The 20,171-nt window shown below is 41.0% G+C and carries 20 protein-coding genes; all 20 read left to right on the top strand.

The genetic code is table 11. The features are described from left to right. Positions 1-13: 13 nt before the first annotated feature. The 20 genes from GON05_RS04055 to GON05_RS04150 all read left to right on the top strand — a co-directional run bounded on the left by GON05_RS04055 (position 14) and on the right by GON05_RS04150 (position 20,171). A complete protein-coding gene (locus GON05_RS04055) occupies positions 14-1,735 on the top strand; it encodes a hypothetical protein (protein WP_157317918.1) in 1,722 nt (573 codons plus the stop codon). Positions 1,736-1,748: 13 nt separating this feature from the next. Beyond that, positions 1,749-1,955, top strand: coding sequence for a hypothetical protein (locus tag GON05_RS04060; RefSeq protein ID WP_127455418.1), 207 nt, complete (start codon positions 1,749-1,751; stop codon positions 1,953-1,955). 71 nt (positions 1,956-2,026) lie between these two features. Further along, positions 2,027-2,809 (top strand): hypothetical protein, encoded by a 783-nt coding sequence (locus GON05_RS04065; RefSeq protein ID WP_157317919.1) that lies wholly within the window; start codon positions 2,027-2,029, stop codon positions 2,807-2,809. Next, positions 2,809-3,078: a PqqD family protein gene (locus GON05_RS04070; RefSeq protein ID WP_157317920.1), complete on the top strand. Its 270-nt coding sequence runs from the start codon at positions 2,809-2,811 to the stop codon at positions 3,076-3,078. Before GON05_RS04065 ends, GON05_RS04070 begins: the two co-directional genes overlap by 1 nt. Beyond that, on the top strand, positions 3,065-3,520 hold the full coding sequence (locus GON05_RS04075; RefSeq protein WP_157317921.1) for a signal peptidase I: 456 nt from the start codon (positions 3,065-3,067) through the stop codon (positions 3,518-3,520). The genes GON05_RS04070 and GON05_RS04075 overlap by 14 nt, the downstream gene beginning before the upstream one ends. A 23-nt stretch (positions 3,521-3,543) precedes the next feature. Then, positions 3,544-5,337, top strand: a complete 1,794-nt coding sequence (locus GON05_RS04080; protein ID WP_157317922.1) for an ABC transporter ATP-binding protein — start codon at positions 3,544-3,546, stop codon at positions 5,335-5,337. Beyond that, complete coding sequence (locus GON05_RS04085) at positions 5,306-6,337, top strand: nucleotidyltransferase domain-containing protein (protein WP_157318067.1); 1,032 nt, start codon at positions 5,306-5,308, stop codon at positions 6,335-6,337. The genes GON05_RS04080 and GON05_RS04085 overlap by 32 nt, the downstream gene beginning before the upstream one ends. A 194-nt stretch (positions 6,338-6,531) precedes the next feature. Further along, complete coding sequence (locus GON05_RS04090) at positions 6,532-8,478, top strand: lasso peptide isopeptide bond-forming cyclase (RefSeq protein WP_157317923.1); 1,947 nt, start codon at positions 6,532-6,534, stop codon at positions 8,476-8,478. A gap of 16 nt (positions 8,479-8,494) precedes the next feature. Further along, positions 8,495-8,629 carry a paeninodin family lasso peptide gene (locus GON05_RS04095; protein WP_157317924.1) on the top strand — a complete coding sequence of 45 codons (135 nt, stop codon included), beginning with the start codon at positions 8,495-8,497 and terminating at the stop codon, positions 8,627-8,629. A gap of 109 nt (positions 8,630-8,738) precedes the next feature. Continuing rightward, positions 8,739-9,668, top strand: coding sequence for an HPr kinase/phosphorylase (locus tag GON05_RS04100; RefSeq protein ID WP_157317925.1), 930 nt, complete (start codon positions 8,739-8,741; stop codon positions 9,666-9,668). A 3-nt stretch (positions 9,669-9,671) separates the two neighbouring features. Next, positions 9,672-9,980 carry a lasso peptide biosynthesis PqqD family chaperone gene (locus GON05_RS04105; RefSeq protein ID WP_157317926.1) on the top strand — a complete coding sequence of 103 codons (309 nt, stop codon included), beginning with the start codon at positions 9,672-9,674 and terminating at the stop codon, positions 9,978-9,980. After that, positions 9,964-10,419, top strand: a complete 456-nt coding sequence (locus GON05_RS04110) for a lasso peptide biosynthesis B2 protein (protein ID WP_157317927.1) — start codon at positions 9,964-9,966, stop codon at positions 10,417-10,419. The genes GON05_RS04105 and GON05_RS04110 overlap by 17 nt, the downstream gene beginning before the upstream one ends. 25 nt (positions 10,420-10,444) lie before the next feature. After that, positions 10,445-11,617, top strand: a complete 1,173-nt coding sequence (locus GON05_RS04115) for a nucleotidyltransferase domain-containing protein (protein WP_157318068.1) — start codon at positions 10,445-10,447, stop codon at positions 11,615-11,617. Next, positions 11,617-13,434 carry an ABC transporter ATP-binding protein gene (locus GON05_RS04120; RefSeq protein WP_157317928.1) on the top strand — a complete coding sequence of 606 codons (1,818 nt, stop codon included), beginning with the start codon at positions 11,617-11,619 and terminating at the stop codon, positions 13,432-13,434. Before GON05_RS04115 ends, GON05_RS04120 begins: the two co-directional genes overlap by 1 nt. Positions 13,435-13,624: 190 nt before the next feature. Continuing rightward, positions 13,625-14,371: a glycosyltransferase family 32 protein gene (locus GON05_RS04125; protein ID WP_157317929.1), complete on the top strand. Its 747-nt coding sequence runs from the start codon at positions 13,625-13,627 to the stop codon at positions 14,369-14,371. Then, positions 14,368-15,558 (top strand): glycosyltransferase, encoded by a 1,191-nt coding sequence (locus GON05_RS04130; protein ID WP_157317930.1) that lies wholly within the window; start codon positions 14,368-14,370, stop codon positions 15,556-15,558. The genes GON05_RS04125 and GON05_RS04130 overlap by 4 nt, the downstream gene beginning before the upstream one ends. Before the next feature lie 2 nt (positions 15,559-15,560). Further along, entirely contained in the window at positions 15,561-16,598 is a 1,038-nt protein-coding gene (locus GON05_RS04135) for a glycosyltransferase family 2 protein (protein ID WP_157317931.1), read from the top strand. 12 nt (positions 16,599-16,610) lie between these two features. After that, complete coding sequence (locus GON05_RS04140; RefSeq protein ID WP_157317932.1) at positions 16,611-17,771, top strand: polysaccharide pyruvyl transferase family protein; 1,161 nt, start codon at positions 16,611-16,613, stop codon at positions 17,769-17,771. Between the two features lie 14 nt (positions 17,772-17,785). After that, positions 17,786-18,985 (top strand): glycosyltransferase, encoded by a 1,200-nt coding sequence (locus tag GON05_RS04145; RefSeq protein ID WP_157317933.1) that lies wholly within the window; start codon positions 17,786-17,788, stop codon positions 18,983-18,985. A gap of 4 nt (positions 18,986-18,989) precedes the next feature. After that, positions 18,990-20,171, top strand: a complete 1,182-nt coding sequence (locus GON05_RS04150) for a glycosyltransferase (RefSeq protein ID WP_157317934.1) — start codon at positions 18,990-18,992, stop codon at positions 20,169-20,171.

The following is a 20,171-nucleotide window of genomic DNA, read 5'->3' on the forward strand; positions in this document are numbered from 1 at the left end:
GGAGTGACTTGACTTGAAAATAAATTGGAAACATACGATGGTTATGTTCATTTTATCCGTTTCACTCGTGATTCCATCAGCAGCTTTTCATGTAGCAGCCGATGAAAAATATGCATCAACAACGACGGTGAAAAGCTATTCGTTGACAAGTGATATCAAGGTAGAAGTGAAAAGTATTTTAAACGAATCAACCCCCGATGGAGCTAGAATCGGCACGGTTGTACGTTTGTATAACGCTGGGGATCGCCTGACGGGCGTACCGGAGTATGAAGTTCGTGCCAAGACGCAAGAGGGCTTGGAATATATCATGCGACCAAGTCAGGCTAATGCCAAAAACATTCAGCCCAAAGAGACGGTAGAACTTAGTTATATGACGGTCATCGAGCGCTTTGATGTTTTTTCATTAACGGATCTTTCCTTCTATGATGTAGATGAATTCGTTTATCCCAAGCAAGAAAAGAAAATTATATCCCTGCCGATTTCAGACTTAGAATGGAAGGGTGAAAAGGCAGTCCTTACCGATCCTTCTACGACGAAGACGTGGGAAGATTCGTTTACGATCCCGGTGCTGTCCAGCACGCTGTCATACAAGCCGGTCAGTCTTGCTGAACAGAATACACCGGACGGGCCTATGACCATTGTGGCATTGCTGGCTAAGAATACGGGGGATAAGAAAACCAACATCCCTGACTTCCGGATCAATGGCAAATCAGAGAATAAGATTTACAGCGGAAAGCGAATCGAGAAAGATCCGATCACCCTCGAACCTGGGGAAGAGAACTATGTCCATTATGCCATTCCGATCAGAAATAAGATGGATTTGAAAAGTTTGTCGGTCCTGACGCCAGAAGACTTTGTGGGTGAGGACAACAAACATACCGAATATCTGATTGGCAGATTGACAATAACACCGCCAGGAGCTAACGATGTGCGGTATTTTATGAATCAATTATCACAATATGAGTGGAACAAACCGCTTCAGATAGACCCTTTAACGAAGCTGATTCGGCCAGAAATCAGTGTTTCCATGGTAGATCTTCGCGTCTATGAAAGTGCGGGTGGCGGATTTAAAGCCGCTGTGGCCAAATTCAAGCTGCTCAATAAGAGTGAAAGCCCCTTGCAGGTTCCTCTTTTTCAGACGGTCCTGACAAGCAGCAGCGGTAATAAATATTTGGGTACAAGACAAAATACGCAGGTAGACACACTCATTCCTAATCTAAGCTACGTCATCTACTATTCCTTTATTATTCCGAATGCCGAAAACGGTGAGCAGTTAGCCATGGAAATTACGGATGGGAAAAGTGTACAGCCCTACAACCTGCCAGTTGCAGCATTCAAGACGAAAGTTATGGATGAGACGGATGATAAGGATGCCGCCTTCTTTCCTTTCCAAGTCACGTTGAATAATTGGTCAATTGGAATTAACTACAATATGGGACAAGGAAGTGTCCCCTACTCGTATAAAAACAATCTGGATTTCGGCATTAAACTTCAGGATGAAATCGTCGTTGATCAAAGCTTTTCCCAAATGAGACTTGAGTTCGCCGATGCCAAAAACAGAATCATGGCTTCCAAGGTCTTAACCTTTACAGGAGATAATAAGCTGGTTAGCGGCGCACAATCCATCGATTTTAACGCGGACCGATTGGAAAATACCGTCTATCTTCGGATCTATGAAATCATTGATACGCCATTTGGTGAAGCAAGACGCCTTGTCCAAACTGTGAAACGATAGGAGAGCGAATGCGATGAACGATGAAACGAAAAAAGTACCCAAACTGTATACTCGCCCCATGGTTCTAAGTCAACAGCCGGTTCGCTTTGAGACAGCGCAGAGCTGGAACAAAGGCAAAGGCAATTTGAATCACCCAGGTAAAGGGAATGGCGGCATTAATTATCCCAACCCTCCGTATACCGGACCTCATAATGGCAATGGAAACGGCAAGAATAAGTGAATTTATTCGAAGAGGTTAACGGCTAGCTGCCGTTGGCCTCAACGATCAATAAAGTCCCAAGGGGATGTACAATGGCGCGCATTCACACAACGATTGGAGAGCATCTGGTTCAAATGATTTGCGACTCCGATCAGATGACATACTGGATTGAGCGAAATTTCCCCGTGATAGATACGAGCAATAGGAACCCGGATCTCTTCATTCAACTTACAGGGGGATATGGGACTCCTTTCGTTGACTATCACGTGGAGATATCCAAAGAAACACACAAGATCTTATTTCAAAGGGCTGATTATTGCATCGAGACCAGCTTGGATTATCAGGACTCCAACATTTCTGTGCATAATGAGTTGGCGTTAAAGCACGCGCTGATGAATCTATACAGCTCCTATCTGGTCTACCATCAGTGCGGACTGCTGATCCACTCATCCTGTGCGATAGATAAGGGCAAAGCCTATATGTTTGCAGGACACTCGGGGGCCGGAAAATCTACGGCGGCTAAGCTGTCGCATCCCCGGGAGCTGCTTTCCGATGAGGCAACCATTATTAAAATTTCTCCTGGTCAGATTACCGTCTATGATTCACCATTTCGAAGTGAACTGGTTAGAACAGGTGCAGGAGAGACTAGTCCGTTGACCAACATCTATCTATTGCATCAGGCAATGGATAATCAGATCGTTTCGCTTAGCAAATCGAACAGCCTTCTTTTTCTTATGAATAAAGTGTTTTATTGGTCTCACAGCTTGGAAGAAACAAGGAAAATCTTCCGTCTGCTGCAGCAGGTCGTTCATTCGGTTGCGATTTCCGAGCTGCATTTTCAAAAAAACGAGACATTCTGGGAGCTGATATCCTAATGACCAAATACCTTCGGATGAATGATTATGAGTTTATACAGCTGGATATGGAATGTATTATTTTGAACACGGATGAATTTACGTTGACGAAATTAAATGAAGTAGGCGGTTACTGCTGGTCGTTACTTGGTGTGGCTCAGACAGTAAACTCCATAAGCGAAGCGGTTCGCGAGGAGTATGCCTCCGTCGGTGAGAGCGTCGAAGAGGATGTTGAAGCCTTTTTGACGGAGATGATAGGGCGGGGTTTGGTCCAATATGCTGTTTCCTAAAGAATCGATCCAACTTCTTACACGTGTGATGGCCAAAAATGGCTGGATTGAACTTCCGGCACGAGGAACAAGCATGTATCCTTTTATCAAAAAAGGTGACATTTGCCGTTTCAGCATTACGAACACGAAAAGCATAAAGAAAGGCGATGTCCTTTTATTTCGTACGTTAGGCGGAAACTTGGTTGCTCATCGATTTTGCCGGATGGTCACAAGGAATCAGCAGTTGTATTACCTATGCAAAGGTGACACCAATTTAAAGCATGATGAAGCTATCGGGCTGGATCAATTGATCGGGAAGCTGACTTGGATTGAGCGGAAAAGGCGGATCATCCATACAACAGATCTATTTGCTTATGTTTGGGGAAGAATTATTCTGACATTTCCAATGATAGCGTTATTATTAAGATTTTATCTAAATCGGAAAGAGAGCTTTCAAGTCTAGACTTACAGTGGAGTGTCGCGGGTATGATGGGAAGATTGGCCATAAAAGATGTTCGCACGACTTACTCCATATTGAAGCCCTACATGATTGCGCATCGTAAGGCATACATGGGGCTATTCCTTTTGTTATTCGTGGATATCGGTTTAACGTTATCCTTCTCATGGTTTTTTGGCCATCTCACGGATGCGGCCATTCATAGTCATTTTGGGCTTATGAAATGGTTGGTGCCTTTAGGCGCGTTGCTGGTTGCCGTAAGTATTGCTTCGACGTATCTCACAACACTGTGGGAGACCATTGCAACAAATGGGGTAAAAAGGGACTTCTCCGCTGATGTGTTCAAACATATTTTGCAGCTGCCTGGAAAGCACATCGACGGTAAACATTCCGGGGATTTATTGGCGCATTTCACGAATGATATTCATAACCTTGATGGCATTATTGGCAGCAGCCTTATTTATTTGATTAAATTACCGTTCATCTATGTGGCTGTTTTCATTTATTTGCTTCAAATCAGTTGGAAACTGGCGCTCGTTAGCGTGTTTGTGGCGCCTGTTGCCATGGTTTCCGGGGTTGTTTTTGGCTTCATGCTTCGGAAAAATAACCGGCTGATTCAGGATTTAGTAGCACGAATGAACGTGTTGCTGAATGAAACGTTCAGCGGTTTGTTCGTTATCCGTTCTTTCCTCATGGAAAAGTTCATTTTCGCGAAATATGTAAATAGGAATCAGGAACTATATGCACTGGAGCTGCAGAACGCCAAATTGCGCGGATGGTTTTATGTGGGGAGTCAGGCTGCTGCTTCCGTCACATTTCTGATAAGCCTATGTTTGGGTTCGTACTACGTCTCAAGCGGTGTCTTGACCGTAGGTGCCCTATTAACGTTTATCAACCTTGTTAACCACTTGGTATATCCGCTGACAGAACTGGCCGGACAATGGGCAGGCCTTCAAAAATCCATTTCCGCCATGGAAAGGATATTTAAGATCCTGGAAATAGAGATTGAATCCGACAGCTTGCCTGAGGCGATTGCTTATAAGCCTATGCTGTCAGCCATTCATTTCAAAGATGTTTCGTTTAGCTATGATGGGCAAAAGCTTGTTTTCGATCAATTTCATATGCAAATTCCGCCCGGAAAGATCGTCGCTATTGTCGGTTTAAGCGGGGCAGGAAAGAGCACCTTGTTTCATTTGCTTCAGGGCTTTTATTTGCCGCAATCAGGCAGCATTACAATCAACGGTCGTTCGACTGCTGCGCTGACCGTTTCCGAACAGAGAAGCTTATTCGCTCATGTTTCCCAAGAAACCGTGTTGTTCAGCGGTACGGTCAGAGAGAATCTGCAGCTAGCCAAACCTGGCATCACAGATGCCCAGATGATACAGGCGGCGTCTATTGCCGGCATCCATACCTTTATCACCGCTCTTCCGAATGGATATGATACCGAAATCGGGGAGAGAGGCTCCAGACTATCCGGTGGGCAGCGTCAGCGTATGGCTATTGCACGTGCCTTGTTAAAGGATGCTCCGATCCTTCTGTTGGATGAAGGCACGTCAGCTTTGGACAGCGAAACGGAGTATCATGTGCAAAAGGCGATGGAAAAGCTGCTGCATAATCGCACCACATTAGTGATTGCTCATCGACTATCCACCGTACAAAATGCGGACCTCATCCTTGTTATGGATGAAGGAAAGATTGTGCAAATGGGCCGTCATGAAGAGATCATTAGGCAGGAAGGGCTATATCGTCGATTATACCGGTTGCAAGCGGAGAAAGGAGCTCCTCCAAGTGATGATCATTCCTTTGATACACGCGTTGTATGATCCGCGGGCTTCTTTACCTCAGGATGTTACCTTTTATGAAAAAGCGTTAGAGGATATTGCGTACTTTGGCGTAGCTTCCCAGGTTTATTTCTTAATCCAACAACAAGGCAGAGGGTCGCAAGTTCCGCTCTTTTTTCAAGAACGATTAAAACAGGAATATAATGAAACGTTATATCTCAATCTTTTTATTAAAAATCAAACGGACCGGCTGCTGAAGAAATTCGAGGAGTTGGGGATTTCTGTCATTCCGCTTAAAGGCGTCTATTTGGCTGAAAAATATTTTGGCCACCTTGGAGCTAGAGGGACAACCGATATTGATGTGTTGGTGCAGAAGCATGATCTGGAGCGGGCTATTCAGTGTGTGAAGTCACTGGGATATACCAACGAACAAGAGAGCACAATGTCGCATTTCCACTGGAGCTTATCCAAACCTTTGCCCCACTGTTCAGTTCCGCTCACGGTTGAACTCCATTGGGATTTCCTGATCGAGAAAACTTCGAATTTAAATATGGACGAATTTTGGGGAGAAGCGCTGCCGATGGCCTCCTTCCAATATGTCAAGGAGCTGTCTGTTTACCATTCGTTTTACATGATTTGCCTGCATGGCTGGAGCCATTATATGAATTCGCCCAAATATTTCATAGATATTATCCAAATTCTCCAGGCAAGGCATGATCAGATTGACTTTAACCGGTTATTAGAGGATGCCGCTGCACATAAAACGCTGCGCAGAATGATAAGAACATTGCTTATCGTGTATCGTTATTTTCCTCATTTATCGGAGATCAAGGAATTGCCGTTGCGATTGCCGCTTCGAAGTAAGCTCAACTTTGAGGGGGCGTATAGGGGAAGAAGCCGTCGAAATTTCAAGCAATTTGTAAGTAAAGTTTATGATAAGTTTTTCAATTTTGATTCCCTTGGACATTCATGGGCAGCGCTTGTTCAATTCGTATGTAACCTAGGAAAAATGATGTTTTCGAGCGAGATAAAAAAGTTTTAGGAAGCAGTTGACAGTAAAGAATGAAGATGATATCCTGAAATTGTTCTCGATAAAGAACGACAAGTGGTCAAATAAATAAAAAGTAAGTCGGGTAATTGAACTAGATTTATAAGGCATACGTTCACTCGGTTGTTCTTTAAAAAGAACATCCAGGCAGTGAAATGCCAATTACTAATTGTACTGTGGGGTAGAAAATGAGTGCCATCGCCGGGATATTCCATTATGATCAAGAACCGATAAATACGGAACATGGTCATCGTATGATGTTCGATTTAGAGAAATATCCTGCTGACGATATTCAGGTATGGCATCATGAGAAGATCTTCCTGGGCTGTCATGCACAGTGGATCACGCCAGAGTCGATTGGTGAGCGATTACCCTACTATGATCAGAATAGAAAGTTAGCGATAACCGCTGATGCGATCATTGATAACCGAGATGAATTATTTGAGAAGCTTCAAATAGAGCGAGACCGGAGAGCTAGCATACCGGATAGTGAGCTGATTTTACTGGCCTATCACAAATGGGCTGAGGATGCTCCAAAGTACTTGATTGGCGATTTTGCTTTTATGATTTGGGATGAGAGGAAGCAAATGCTTTTTGGCGCCCGGGATTTTTCGGGGAGTAGGACGCTTTATTTTCACTCTAATGCAAAACGGTTTGCGTTTTGTACGGCCATTGAGCCTTTGTTGACGCTGCCCTATGTGAAGAAGGAGCTTAATGAACAATGGCTGGCGGAATATTTGGCCATCTCTGCTGTGGTTGAAGCGGTAGATGCTTCAATAACACCGTATCAACATATTGATCAATTGTTACCTTCTCACAGCATTTCGATTACCGGCGGGCAAATAAAGCTTACAAGATATTGCACGCTAACTGCGGGAGAGCGGTTGAAACTGAAATCAAATGATGAGTACGTAGAAGCTTTCCAAGACGTTTTTCGAACAGCTGTCCAATCGCGTCTACGGACGAATCGTGGGGTCGGTGCTCAATTAAGCGGCGGATTAGATTCTGGCTCCATTGTCAGTTTTGCTGCTAATGCTCTAAACAAGAATGCCAAACGATTGCATACATTTAGCTATATCCCTCCCAAGGATTTTAAGGATTATACACCCAGGCATTTAATGGCGGATGAACGACCCTTTATTCAATCGACCGTGCAGCATGTGGGTGGCATAAACGATCATTACTTGGATCTTGAGGGTAAAAACTCGTATACAGAAATTGACGATTTTCTGGAAATAACGGAGCTTCCCTATAAATATTTCGAGAACTCCTTCTGGATTAAAGGCATATTTGAGAAAGCGCAGCAGGAAGGAATTGGCGTGTTATTAAGCGGCGCGCGAGGGAATTTGAGCATATCCTGGGGATCCGCTTACGAGCATTACGCCCTACTTTTTAAAAAAATGAAGTGGGTTCGTCTTGTACAAGAGCTGCATCACTACAGTAGTAAAGTGGGAGGGCCAAGACTGCGGAGGCTTCCAGAAGTGGCTAGAGTAGCCTTTCCATTCATCGACCGAATATTTCCATCAGAGGATAAATCCTATATATTCCCAAGAATCATTAATCAGAATTTAGCTAAAAGAACGAATGTATTTAACAGACTAAAAGACTACGGTATAGATCAAACAGGTTGGTTTTCCTCTACTGCTAATCTGCATGAACTAAGGAGAAAGCATTTCAAGGATGTATTCCACTGGAATACGACAAACACATTAACGGCAAAGTTGTCATTACGTTACTCGCTATGGCAGCGTGATCCAACCAACGATTTACGGGTGATCCGGTTTTGCCTTTCTGTACCTGAAGAACAATATGTGCAAAACGGTGTTGATCGGTCTCTTATACGAAGATCTACAGAAAAGTTATTGCCGGATAAGGTCAGGTTAAATCTGCATTATCGAGGGGTTCAGGGTGCTGACTGGGTTCATCGGATGATTCCACATTGGGATACATATAAAGCTGAGTTAAAACAACTCAGCAAGGATGATAGAATCTTGAGCTATTTAGATGGTGATGTGTTAAATGCTGCGTTGGCAAAGGTTGAAGCTGGGGCTATCCCGGAATATGCGACCGATGCTGATTATAAGATTTTAATGCGCAGTTTAATCCTATACCGATACATGAAAAAATTTGCTTGAAAGGAGGTGAATATATATGAAAAAAGAATGGCAAAAACCGGAATTAGAAGTGTTGAATGTAAACATGACAATGCTTGATCCTAAAAACGGGAATCACCTCGATCATAATTATCCGACAGGAACGCCTAAAGACCAATTAACATGGAGCTAAGATTAACTTAGCTTAAAAACTAACTAGATTTCTTACATATGTTAAAGCCCTTATACATCAAGACAGTATAGGGGCTTTAACATAATCATGGTAACAATGGAGTGAAATAATGTTAGAAGTCAAACAAAAACTTATTTATAAAGCCTTCGGGTTAACCATATCAAGCGATATGGATTTGCCGGAATTAATCAAAGTGAGTGAGCAGCAAGAAGTAGCGGATATTGAAATACGTATTGACCCGGATCTCACGCCATTATACTTTGATTTATCCGATGATCCCAATCAATTTCTAGTCAAAGAGAATTTAACGATGTTTCATATTCCTGAAATCGCAACGTTCTCTATTCAGGATGGGAAAAAAATCACGGTTTCACCGATGAAAGAAGCAGAAGAAGGCGAGATTCGACTTCTCGTTCTTGGAACATGCATGGGTGCCATCTTGATGCAGAGAAAAATATTTCCTCTGCACGGAAGTGCTTTAGCAATTGATGGTAAGGCTTACGCAATTGTTGGGGATTCAGGTGCGGGGAAGTCAACGCTAGCTTCAGCGTTCATAACTCGTGGATATCAGCTTCTAAGTGATGATGTGATAGCAATCACGTTGTCACAGGATAACATCCCATACGTTACTCCATCCTATCCACAACAGAAGCTATGGCAAGATAGTCTTACCAAGTTTGGTCTGGTATCCAGCAATTATCAGTCTTTATATGGCAGAGTGGATAAATATTATATCCCGGTATCCACAAGCTACTGTACGGAATCCTTACCTCTCGCCGGCGTGATTGAGCTTGTGAAAACAGCGAATGAAGATATAGAGATTCGTCTCATTGAAAAGCTCGAACGTTTCTATCCGTTATTTTATCATACCTATCGCAATTTCTTTATTCCTGGTCTAGGATTAGTCGATTGGCACTTTAAAACATCGGCGAGCATTTTGCATCATATTCAAATGTTTCAATTAAGTCGACCAGTATCTAGCTTTACAGCTCCTCAATTGGTTTCGACCATCCTGGGAACATTAAATTTGGGGGAATAAACCATGATGAATCATGAAACAATTTCACTGCAGGATTGTGTATGTCAAGGAAAAGGGAACATCGTCAGCGATATGGGCGGTGAAAAAGTCATGCTAAGTGTTCAGAACGGAAAGTATTACAATCTAGGAGAAATTGGCGGTAAAATATGGGATTCTATTGAAAATCCTATTTCCATTGGTCAGTTAGTTTCTACATTAATGCAGGAATATGATGTCGACCAAAACGAGTGCGAGCAGCATGTAAAATCCTTCTTAGCACATATGGCAGGAGAAGGCTTGGTTCAAGTTGGAGCCGATGGGCATCGTGAATAAAGTTAGAAGTTTTTTCTCATTAGATACGAAAACAATGCTTTTATTTATAGAAGCTTATATCTATTTAGGGTGGGCGCGTTTGCTGCTCTTTCTTCCTTTTTCTAGGGTCGCACCTTCGTTAGGCGCTCAGATGGAGGAAACAACGAATAACCAAACCTTACCTAACAAGGCCACATTAAGCAGAGTTCACGATGCGATTCAGATTATGAGTCGACATACGTTCTGGGAGAGTAAATGTTTGGTTAAGGCTATAGCTGCTTTAAAAATGCTTGAAAAACGTCAAATCGAAAGCACACTGTATCTTGGGACCGGCAGGGACGAGTCTGGCAAAATGGTAGCTCACGCTTGGCTCCGCAGCGGTCCCTATTATATTACCGGAGCAGATGGCATGGAACGGTATGCCGTTGTTGGTAAATTTGCTAAAACTATCAGTCGGTAGATAATGAAGGAGCAGATCAAAAATGATGGACAATACTGTTCGTTTGGATTCGGCACCTTTTTCTGATGAATTGAATTTATTGCTATCCATCATGAGAGAGGATCAGGTAGAAATAACGAATATCGATTGGGATAAATTCCTTGCCCTGGGAAGACATCATCGGGTTTACTCCATTCTTTTTAACCATCTCAGGAAAACAGATGAAGTGGGGATTCCACTGAGAGTCAAGCAAGCTCTGAAAAAAGACTATGAAAGTAACACCTTCAATATGCTGCGCTTGAGCGCACAGATGGAAGAACTTTGTAAGCAGTTCTCCGAAATGGATATCCGCGCTATCGTCTTGAAGGGACCCGTACTTGCAGCTGATCTTTATGGCGATGTATCCCTTAGAACATCACGCGACTTAGACATCCTGATTCCCATACATGATTTGAACAAAGCAGAGGAATTGCTCAGAGGATACGGCTACGTGAAAGAAGAGGAATACAAGACGATACTGAATGATTGGAAATGGAGACATCATCATGTCACCTATATCCACGAAATAACGGGAGTTACCCTCGAGGTGCATTGGAGATTAGGCCCAGGTCCTGGGAAAGAGCCTGCTTTCGATGACTTGTGGGAACGAAAACGGATAAGTACGATTACGAGTAATCCTGTCTATTACTTAGGGAGAGAGGATTTATTTCTATTTCTTGCTGCACATGGGGCTCGCCATGGATGGTCCCGTCTTCGTTGGTTGGCCGATATCGATCGGATTGCCAGGCAAAACCTGGACTTCCCTAAGCTATACAAACTGCTGAAAGAATTCAGACTGCTCCACATTGGTGCACAAGCGCTTATTTTGGCTAAACAGCTTCTACATACTCCGTTAACCATGGATCTGGAATCAATTACTGCAACCAAGAATGCTAAACAATTAGCAAATGACGCCCTATTCTATATTGGGCAAATGATTAATCTTCATACGCCTCCTTTGCCGGAGCATGTGGCTAATTATCATAAACGTCATTTATTTTCACTGATGCCGACTCCACATAAGATCCTTTTCGTCATGAGTTTCTTGTATCCATACCCGGAAGATGCCGAGACACTGCCTTTACCTAAACAATTGCAGTTCCTCTACTTCCCTTTACGTCCTGTCTTGTGGGCATGGAGAAAAACATGGAAGCGTAACTTGTCACAGGGAGAAGTGTAATGGAACATCTCTTATATTTTATCAAACAGTTGCATGGCTACGCGGGTAAGATTTTATATGTGAACCTTCTGGCTATGATGCTTATCAGCTTCCTTGACGGCATGGGGATATTTTTATTGCTCCCATTGCTCGGCATTAGCGGTATCATGGACATTAATACGGGATGGAGCTCCCATCTAGGCATCATTAAATTACTGAATGAGCTTCCTAAGTCAGTATCGCTGATCATCATCGTAGGTGCGTATATTGCACTAATAACAGGTCAAAGTTTAATTCAGCGGAATCTCAACCTTAGAGATATCAAAATCCATACCGGATTTATCAATCACGTAAGATTAGAGACATACAACGCCTTACTTCATGCGAACTGGGATTTTTTCATTAAGAAAAGAAAATCAGATCTCATTAACTCGTTGACTGGAGAGTTGGGGCATGTAACAACGGGATCCTATGTTTTTATGCAGTTCTTAACATCGATTATATTTACTTTAATCCAAGTCGGGATTGCCTTATGGTTATCCGTCAAATTGACGGTCTTTGTCCTATGCTGCGGACTAGTCGTCTCATTCTTTTCTCGTACTTTTATTAAAAAAGCAAACAAGATTGGAAATCAGTCTCTAGAGATCGGGAGAAGTTATATTGGCGGAATAACGGATCACTTCAATGGAATCAAGGACATTAAAAGCAATATGCTGGAGGAGTCACGCCGTAACTGGATGATAGATTGGTGTCAACAATTCGCACGGGAACGATTTGCAGCTGCTAAAATTAGTGCGAATTCCCAGCTGTACTACAAGGTTTCGTCATCACTAATCATTGCTGTTTTTATTTACGCATCCGTTATGCTCTTCCATACACAAGGACAGCAGCTGATGTTAATTATCCTCGTGTTTTTTAGACTTTGGCCTCGATTTCAAGGTGTTCAGACGAATCTCGAACAAATCGCCACGGCAATTCCTGCTTTTAAATCCTTGAAGGCATTACAAAATGAATGTCGAGCATCAAGGGAAGTTAAAGAAGAGAACCGTGACTTTAATTATGTGAAACCACTTCATATTGCGGATTACCTCGAATGTCGTGATGTGTCTTTTCGATACAATCGCAATGAAGAGGTTCGTTCACTCCAAGATATTAACTTGCGAATTTACTCCAATCAAATGACAGCAGTTGTCGGTAGATCCGGCGCAGGCAAAAGTACTTTAATTGATATCCTGATGGGATTGCTACAGCCCGAGAAAGGGCAGGTCCTTGTGGATGGAGTTCCCCTTACAGGAACGAATTTATTATCTTTGAGAAAATCGATCAGTTATGTCCCCCAGGATCCGTTCCTTTTTAATGGAAATATACGTGAAAACCTGCTAATGATCGCTCCGGATGCAACAGAAGAGCAGCTCTGGGATGCCTTAGAGTTCGCCGCATCGGCTGAATTTGTCAGGAAGCTTCCTCAAGGGCTGGATACACTCATTGGAGACAGAGGCATCCGATTGTCGGGTGGAGAAAGACAACGACTTGTTTTAGCGCGAGCCATATTACGCAAACCTTCCATCCTGATTTTGGATGAGGCGACCAGTTCGTTAGACACAGAGAATGAGACGAAGATTCAAGAAGCGCTGGATCGGCTTCAAGGCAAGCTGACCATTATTGTCATCGCTCATCGCTTGTCGACAATCCGAAATGCTAATCAGGTTATTGTCATGGATCAAGGGACAATCGTTCAAAGCGGCGGATTTAACAAATTAGCGGAAGAAAAAAATGGGCTGTTTGCAAAATTTCTAGGGAATCAATTGACAGACTTGCAAACGACGGCTGCGACGTAAATCTAAATTTAATAATCCGGATCATTGACATGTTCTTTATTAAGAACTACAATTGATATGAAAGACAAGGCGTTATTTCTTTCCCCTCATTGCTTCTTTAATTACTCATGTGTAGTAGTTCACTATAAAGAACGAATGATGTGCCAGTAGTAAGCTCTGGAATATTTATATGATCTAGGGGGCAATATCCTTGAATAATAAAAGCAACAGAATTCCAAAGATTATCCATTATTGCTGGTTTGGCAAAAACGAGCGGCCAGAAATCGTTAAAAAGTGCATAGCCAGTTGGCATAACCATTTAACTGACTATCAATTCATAGAGTGGAATGAAAGCAACTTTGATGTCAACAGAAATGTCTATGTGAAGCAAGCGTACGAAGCAGGTAAATTTGCATTCGTTAGCGACTATGCAAGGGTGTTTGCACTATATCACTTCGGCGGCATCTACTTAGACACGGATGTTGAAGTGTTCAAATGCTTTGACGACCTACTGCATCATGAGTCATTCTGGGGATTTGAGCAGGAGAATTTTATTGCAACGAGTACGATCGGGGCTGCGAAAGAAAATAAGCTGATCAAAGTTTTTATGGATTCCTATCAGGATAAGAACTTCATTCGGGAAGATGGCTCCTTTGATTCGTTAACCAACGTTGCCTTGATAACGAGGATGTTAGGAGACTGGGGAGTTAAGCCCAATGGCCTCTATCAAGAGATAAGCGAGGTTGGCACTTTTTATCCTCAAACGTATTTTTCCCCCTATGATTACATTAACTGCAGAACATTTATGTCCAGTAATACTTATGCCATGCATCATTTTTATAAGAGCTGGTTGCCGCCTAAAGCGCGGTTTAAAGGTCAGATGAAATGGATGTTGGCCAAAGTAATTGGTGGCAACAATATTGCAAGAATGAGGGAAGCTCTCAGGAGGATCCAATGAAGAATATATTAATTGCATCCTTTGATATGGAAGTAGGGGGAGTAGAGAGAAGTCTGGTCAGCATGCTTGATCAGTTTGACTATAACTCGCATGAGATTGATTTAATGCTCTACAAACATCAAGGTGAGTTTATGAATTTGATTAATGATAAAACTAATTTATTAAATGAAGTCCCGCAGTACACCACTTTTAGAAAGTCAATTGGAGAGACCTTTCAAGATAAGCATTACACAATTGGCATATCAAGAGTCTTATCCAAATTACACGCGGAAATGTTTAGACGAATCAGGCGGGTGGCTGAGCCGGGATATTATCAAATGCAATTGATGTGGAAATATGCGCTGCCCTATTTACCCCAAGTTGAGAAAGAATATGACGTGGCAATCAGTTATTTATGGCCTCATTATTTTATAGCCCATAAGATTAAGGCAAAGAAGAAGATAGCCTGGATTCATACCGATTACTCCAATGTAGAAACAAACGTACAGATGGATCTGGAAATGTGGAGAGAATTTGATCACATTGTAGCCGTCTCGGATGCATGTAAGGAATCGTTTTTATCCAAATATGGGGAATTAGAAAATAAGGTAATCGTTATAGAAAACATTACCTCTCCAGACTTTATTAAAGTTATGGCTGATAAAGAATCAGCTGAACCTATTATGAATGATCCAAGATTTAAATTAATGACCGTAGCTAGACTATCACATGCCAAAGGGATTGATAATGCTGTTAAGGCTTTAAAGCTTTTAAAAGATAAGGGCTATAAGGATATTGCATGGTACGTTGTTGGCTACGGCGGGGATGAGGTGGCCATAAGGGAGTTAATCGAGAGTAATGGATTAGAAGACCAATTCTTCCTGTTAGGCAAGAAAACAAATCCGTACCCGTATATAAAAGCCTGCGATCTGTATGTACAGCCGTCCAGGTACGAGGGCAAGGCAGTCACCGTAACGGAAGCGAAAATTTTAGGTAAGCCTATCTTGATTACGAATTATGCTACCGCGAAGAGTCAGGTCGAGGATGGTATTGATGGGGTTATCTGTGATCTTAATATAGAAGGTATAGCAGCTGGAATAGAGCGGCTCTACAAAAAATATGAGCTAAGAAACAAATTAATTAACCATATTACGAATCAAGATTACAGTAATACGTACGAATTAGAAAAGCTGTATGGGGTGATGTAGACATGAATATTAAAGTGAGTGTAATCATCCCCGTCTATAACGCTGAAAATTATTTGAATCATTGCTTGGATTCTCTTATTGGTCAGTCCTTACAGGAGTGTGAGTTTATTTTTGTTAATGATGGCTCCAGAGATCAAAGCGGGCACATGATTGAAAACTATGCGAAGCATGATCCAAGAATAAAATTGTTTCATCAGGAGAATAAAGGTGTAAGTATGGCTCGAAATAAGGGGCTAGAAGAAGCTGCCGGTGAATATATCGGATTTGTTGACGCAGATGATTTTATTGAAGAGGACATGTATGCGACATTGTATAGCGCAGCTCGTGAAGGTGGCTATGATGCCGTTATTTCGAATTTTGAAAGTGAGATTGAGGGGCGGAAGGTTACAACCAGGTATCCTTTCCCAACCAATACCATGCTTACAAGGGAATATATTGAGGAGAACATATTACCTTTCTTCTTGCAGTCTGATCAATTAAATACAGCTTGCAACAAGCTTTATAAACGCCAAGCAATCATTGACTTCCAAGCAAAGTTTCCGGAGAAAGTTGCATTAGGTGAGGATGGAATGTTTAATATGCAATTTTTTAGCCGTGCCGGCAGTTCGATGTATATGGATTATACAGGCTATCATTACCGTGAAGTGGCGGGAAGTGCAACTAGAAACATTTTGGAAAAGGACTATTTCAAAAGAGCATTGGAAGTGTACACACTCGCCATGCCAGAAGCGCTTATGAGGGGTGTGAATCCATTAAGGCATAAGCAACTAAAATCGATCAAATTAATTCATAGTGTAATGTCTTATGTTTATGTATATCTAAATGCATCAAACGGGTTAAATTTCAGCAAAAGACTTGGCTATGTGAATGATATGATAAATAACCCTTATGTAAGAGAAGCCTTACCATTTTACTACAATGAAGTCTATGGGACTTTAAGTAGGTATGAAAAATTTGTCGTGAATATGATTCGAAGGAAATCAACCATAGGATTATACTGTGCCACGACTTACAGCCGAATAAGAAATAAATCGAGTTAAGGAGATCAGAACATGAAGATTATGATGTTTGCTCATGATGGCAGTTTGAATAGAGGTTGTGAGGCAATTGTTCGCGCTTCGACTAGTATTATTAAAGAGAAGATGACAGGAGCCAAAGTATTTTTAGCCTCGGGGAAACCGGAGACGGATCGTATCATTGCCAAAATAGATGGGATTTATGACGGATCACCTCGTGCTATTAAGAGATATTCGTATGACTGGCTTCTCTCATCAGTTAACGTAAAGCTTTTTAACAATGAATCGTATGCACTTGGAAAAATACACAATAACATCGTTAAACATATTCCTCAAATGGATATTTGTCTTTCTATTGGTGGGGATAATTATTGTTATGGTGAACAACCTGGCTGGTATGAAATTAACAAAAGAGTAAAAGCACAAGGCAAAAAGCTAGTCTTATGGGGATGTTCGATAGGTCATGAAGATATGTCAGACAGGAAATTAGAAGACTTAAAGTTGTTTGATCTCATTCTTGCTAGAGAAACGTTGACGTATCAAATGTTAAAAAGCAAGGGTTTGAATAACGTCAAATTATGTGCAGACGCCGCATTCACAATGGAGAAGGAAGAGCTGGATCTGCCTAGTGGGTGGCAATCTGGAAACACTGTTGGTCTTAACTTTAGTCCTTTGGTGTGGAAGAAAAATGAAAAATCTCAAACGGCAGTCAGAGACCTCATTACCCATATCCTAAAAACAACTGATATGACCATAGCTCTTACTCCTCATGTCATTGAAAATGGAAATAATGATCATGAAATTCTTCAGAAGTACTATGAGGAGTTTCAGCATACCGGTCGGGTGATTTTATTGCCGGGTCATCTAAATGCCATTCAGTACAAGGGTTATATATCAAGAATGAGATTTTTTATTGGAGCTAGAACACATGCAACAATAGCAGCTTATTCCAACTTTGTACCAACGATGGTTCTAGGATACAGCGTGAAGTCCAAGGGCATAGCCAAGGATATTTTTGGAGAAGAAAAGTTGGTCTTAGGCATCGATGAAATCTCGAATAGCCTACGCTTAATTTCTAAATTCGATGAGATGGTTAGAGAAGAAGAAACAATCAGAGAGACTCTGCAAGTGTCAATTCCTCGTATCAAACAAATGTCCTATAAAGCTGTTGAGTACCTAGACCAACTAGTTCAATAAAAATGAGGTATACAATGAAAAAAAAATTACTCTTTGTTATGCCTAGTCTAAGCGCAGGTGGCGGGGAAAAAAGTTTAGTCACTCTACTAAACAGAATTGACTTCAAGGTCTATGAGGTAGATTTGTTTCTATTATCTCACGAAGGGATATTTATGGAATTTATTCCGAGTGAGGTACGCCTTTTACCGTTACCGGAAACCTATCATTTATTTTCATTACCTTTGTTGCACTCAGTTAAGGAATTTTTGCTTAGAGGCAACGGTGGGTTAGCCTTTAATAGATTGATGTTCTCTATAAAGAATAGATTTCCAGGAAATATAGCAAAAAAAGAACAATATAGCTGGAAACATATTTCAAAATCATTAGAACACTTACAAGATAAGTATTATGCTGCTATTGGGTTCCTAGAAAAAACCTCTACATACTTTTGTGTGGATAAAGTGGCCGCCGCGGATCGAAAAATAGGTTGGGTTCATATCGACTATGATCAGCTAGGAATGGATTCGCGGTTCGATAATGATTATTTTGAAAAGTTGGATCATATTGTTACCGTCTCGGAAGAATGTGCTCATATTCTTGAGAAGCGCTTTCCTAAACAAAAAGATAAAGTAGAAGTTATATACAATATCGTATCTCCATCAATCATTAATAAAATGGCAACACCAGATGCCCTAGATGTATATGAAAAGCAGGGAGACGAAATAATCATTCTTTCAATTGGCCGATTACACTATCAAAAGAACTTTGATTTGGCAGTTGAGTCTTGCAAGTTATTGGTAGATCGTGGTTACAAGATACAATGGAATATCATTGGGGATGGTGAAGAAAAGGAAAGGCTTTTGAAGCTAATCGAAGAAAACCATCTAGAGAACAATTTTAAGCTACTGGGCTTAAAGTCAAATCCTTATCCTTATATCAAGCAAGCTGATATTTATGCACAAACATCAAGGTTTGAAGGGAAGTCTATAGCTATTGATGAAGCCAAGATATTGAACAAACCAATTATTGTTACAAATTTCAGCACAGCTAAGGATCAAGTTAATGATGAAATTGATGGATTAATTGTAGATATGGATGCTATTGCAATGGCAGATGGGATTGAAAAGTTAATTAAGGATAGTCATCTTAGAAAAAGACTAACCACTAATCTTGCGAATTTGCAATTGGGTACAGAAGAAGAAATCGAAAAATTATACGATATCATAAATAGGTGATGTTATGAAAAAAAAGGTGCTTTTTGTAATGAACAATTTATGGTGTGGTGGGGCCGAAAAAGCACTCATTTCATTATTAGAGACCATAGACTACTCGAAATACGATGTCGATCTATTTTTACTTAAACATGAAGGGCTTTTTCTGAATAACATTCCAAAGCAAGTGAACCTGTTAGCAGAACCACCAGAATATAAGTATTATGATATGCCTATTAAAACGGCAGTATTAGACTGCATTAGAAATGGAAAATTGGATGTTGCTCTTTATAGAATCCTAGCTGGTACCATTTATAAGAGTGAAAAAAATAAGATTCGATGTGAACAGCGAGTCTGGAAATACATATCGAAATCATTAAAAGATATAAATATGAAATATGATGTTGCTATCGGATACCTTGAAAAAAATCCGATTTATTTTTGTATAGATAAAGTCAACGCTGCTAATAGAATTGGCTTTATTCATAATGACTATGACAAATTAGGTATGGATCCTGCTCTGGATCAGCCTTATTTCGATAAGTTGGATCATTTGGTTACCGTATCAGAAGAATGTGGCAACATTCTGAAAAGAAGGTTTCCGATGTACAGCAACAAAGTGGATGTGATGCATAATATTGTATCTCCAACTGCTATTCATAAATTATCAAAAGAACAGATCGCTATGAATGATACCGAGATTAAACTAGTATCCGTTGGAAGACTAAATTACCAAAAGGGCTTCGAGCTTGCAATTGATTCGTGCAAAATGCTTGTCCAGGCCGGATATTCTGTGAAATGGTATATCATCGGCGAGGGAGAGGAAAGAATTAAGCTCGAACTAATGATAAAAGAGCAGGGGTTGGAAGGAATTTTCATACTCTTAGGCATTAAGGAAAATCCTTATCCTTACATAAAAGAAGCGGATATTTATGTTCAAACATCCCGATTTGAAGGGAAATCAATTGCCATCGATGAAGCCAAGATTCTACAAAAGCCGATTGTTGTAACTAATTTTAACACGGCTAAAGATCAAATTAATAATCTTGAAAATGGGATCATTGTAGATATGACCGCTGAATCTATAAGCGAGGGAATTAAAACATTAATTGATAATGAGGACTTGAGACATCAATTTAAATTTAATTTATCTAATGAACATCTAGGCACTGAGGATGAAATCCATAAGCTTTATGCGCTGTTTAATTGA

The organism is Paenibacillus anseongensis (assembly GCF_009757995.1).
GTDB lineage: Bacteria > Bacillota > Bacilli > Paenibacillales > NBRC-103111 > Paenibacillus_E > Paenibacillus_E chondroitinus.

Excerpts from the sequence above, each read along its gene's own strand:
- GON05_RS04070 (WP_157317920.1), top strand. The coding sequence starts at position 2,809 with ATGACCAAATACCTTCGGATGAATGATTATGAGTTTATACAGCTGGAT.
- GON05_RS04140 (WP_157317932.1), top strand. The coding sequence starts at position 16,611 with ATGAAGATTATGATGTTTGCTCATGATGGCAGTTTGAATAGAGGTTGT.
- GON05_RS04065 (WP_157317919.1), top strand. The coding sequence starts at position 2,027 with ATGGCGCGCATTCACACAACGATTGGAGAGCATCTGGTTCAAATGATT.
- GON05_RS04090 (WP_157317923.1), top strand. The coding sequence starts at position 6,532 with ATGAGTGCCATCGCCGGGATATTCCATTATGATCAAGAACCGATAAAT.
- GON05_RS04060 (WP_127455418.1), top strand. The coding sequence starts at position 1,749 with ATGAACGATGAAACGAAAAAAGTACCCAAACTGTATACTCGCCCCATG.
- GON05_RS04075 (WP_157317921.1), top strand. The coding sequence starts at position 3,065 with ATGCTGTTTCCTAAAGAATCGATCCAACTTCTTACACGTGTGATGGCC.
- GON05_RS04120 (WP_157317928.1), top strand. The coding sequence starts at position 11,617 with ATGGAACATCTCTTATATTTTATCAAACAGTTGCATGGCTACGCGGGT.
- GON05_RS04145 (WP_157317933.1), top strand. The coding sequence starts at position 17,786 with ATGAAAAAAAAATTACTCTTTGTTATGCCTAGTCTAAGCGCAGGTGGC.
- GON05_RS04110 (WP_157317927.1), top strand. The coding sequence starts at position 9,964 with ATGGGCATCGTGAATAAAGTTAGAAGTTTTTTCTCATTAGATACGAAA.
- GON05_RS04100 (WP_157317925.1), top strand. The coding sequence starts at position 8,739 with ATGTTAGAAGTCAAACAAAAACTTATTTATAAAGCCTTCGGGTTAACC.
- GON05_RS04095 (WP_157317924.1), top strand. The coding sequence starts at position 8,495 with ATGAAAAAAGAATGGCAAAAACCGGAATTAGAAGTGTTGAATGTAAAC.
- GON05_RS04135 (WP_157317931.1), top strand. The coding sequence starts at position 15,561 with ATGAATATTAAAGTGAGTGTAATCATCCCCGTCTATAACGCTGAAAAT.
- GON05_RS04105 (WP_157317926.1), top strand. The coding sequence starts at position 9,672 with ATGATGAATCATGAAACAATTTCACTGCAGGATTGTGTATGTCAAGGA.
- GON05_RS04080 (WP_157317922.1), top strand. The coding sequence starts at position 3,544 with ATGATGGGAAGATTGGCCATAAAAGATGTTCGCACGACTTACTCCATA.
- GON05_RS04115 (WP_157318068.1), top strand. The coding sequence starts at position 10,445 with ATGGACAATACTGTTCGTTTGGATTCGGCACCTTTTTCTGATGAATTG.
- GON05_RS04085 (WP_157318067.1), top strand. The coding sequence starts at position 5,306 with ATGATCATTCCTTTGATACACGCGTTGTATGATCCGCGGGCTTCTTTA.
- GON05_RS04150 (WP_157317934.1), top strand. The coding sequence starts at position 18,990 with ATGAAAAAAAAGGTGCTTTTTGTAATGAACAATTTATGGTGTGGTGGG.
- GON05_RS04130 (WP_157317930.1), top strand. The coding sequence starts at position 14,368 with ATGAAGAATATATTAATTGCATCCTTTGATATGGAAGTAGGGGGAGTA.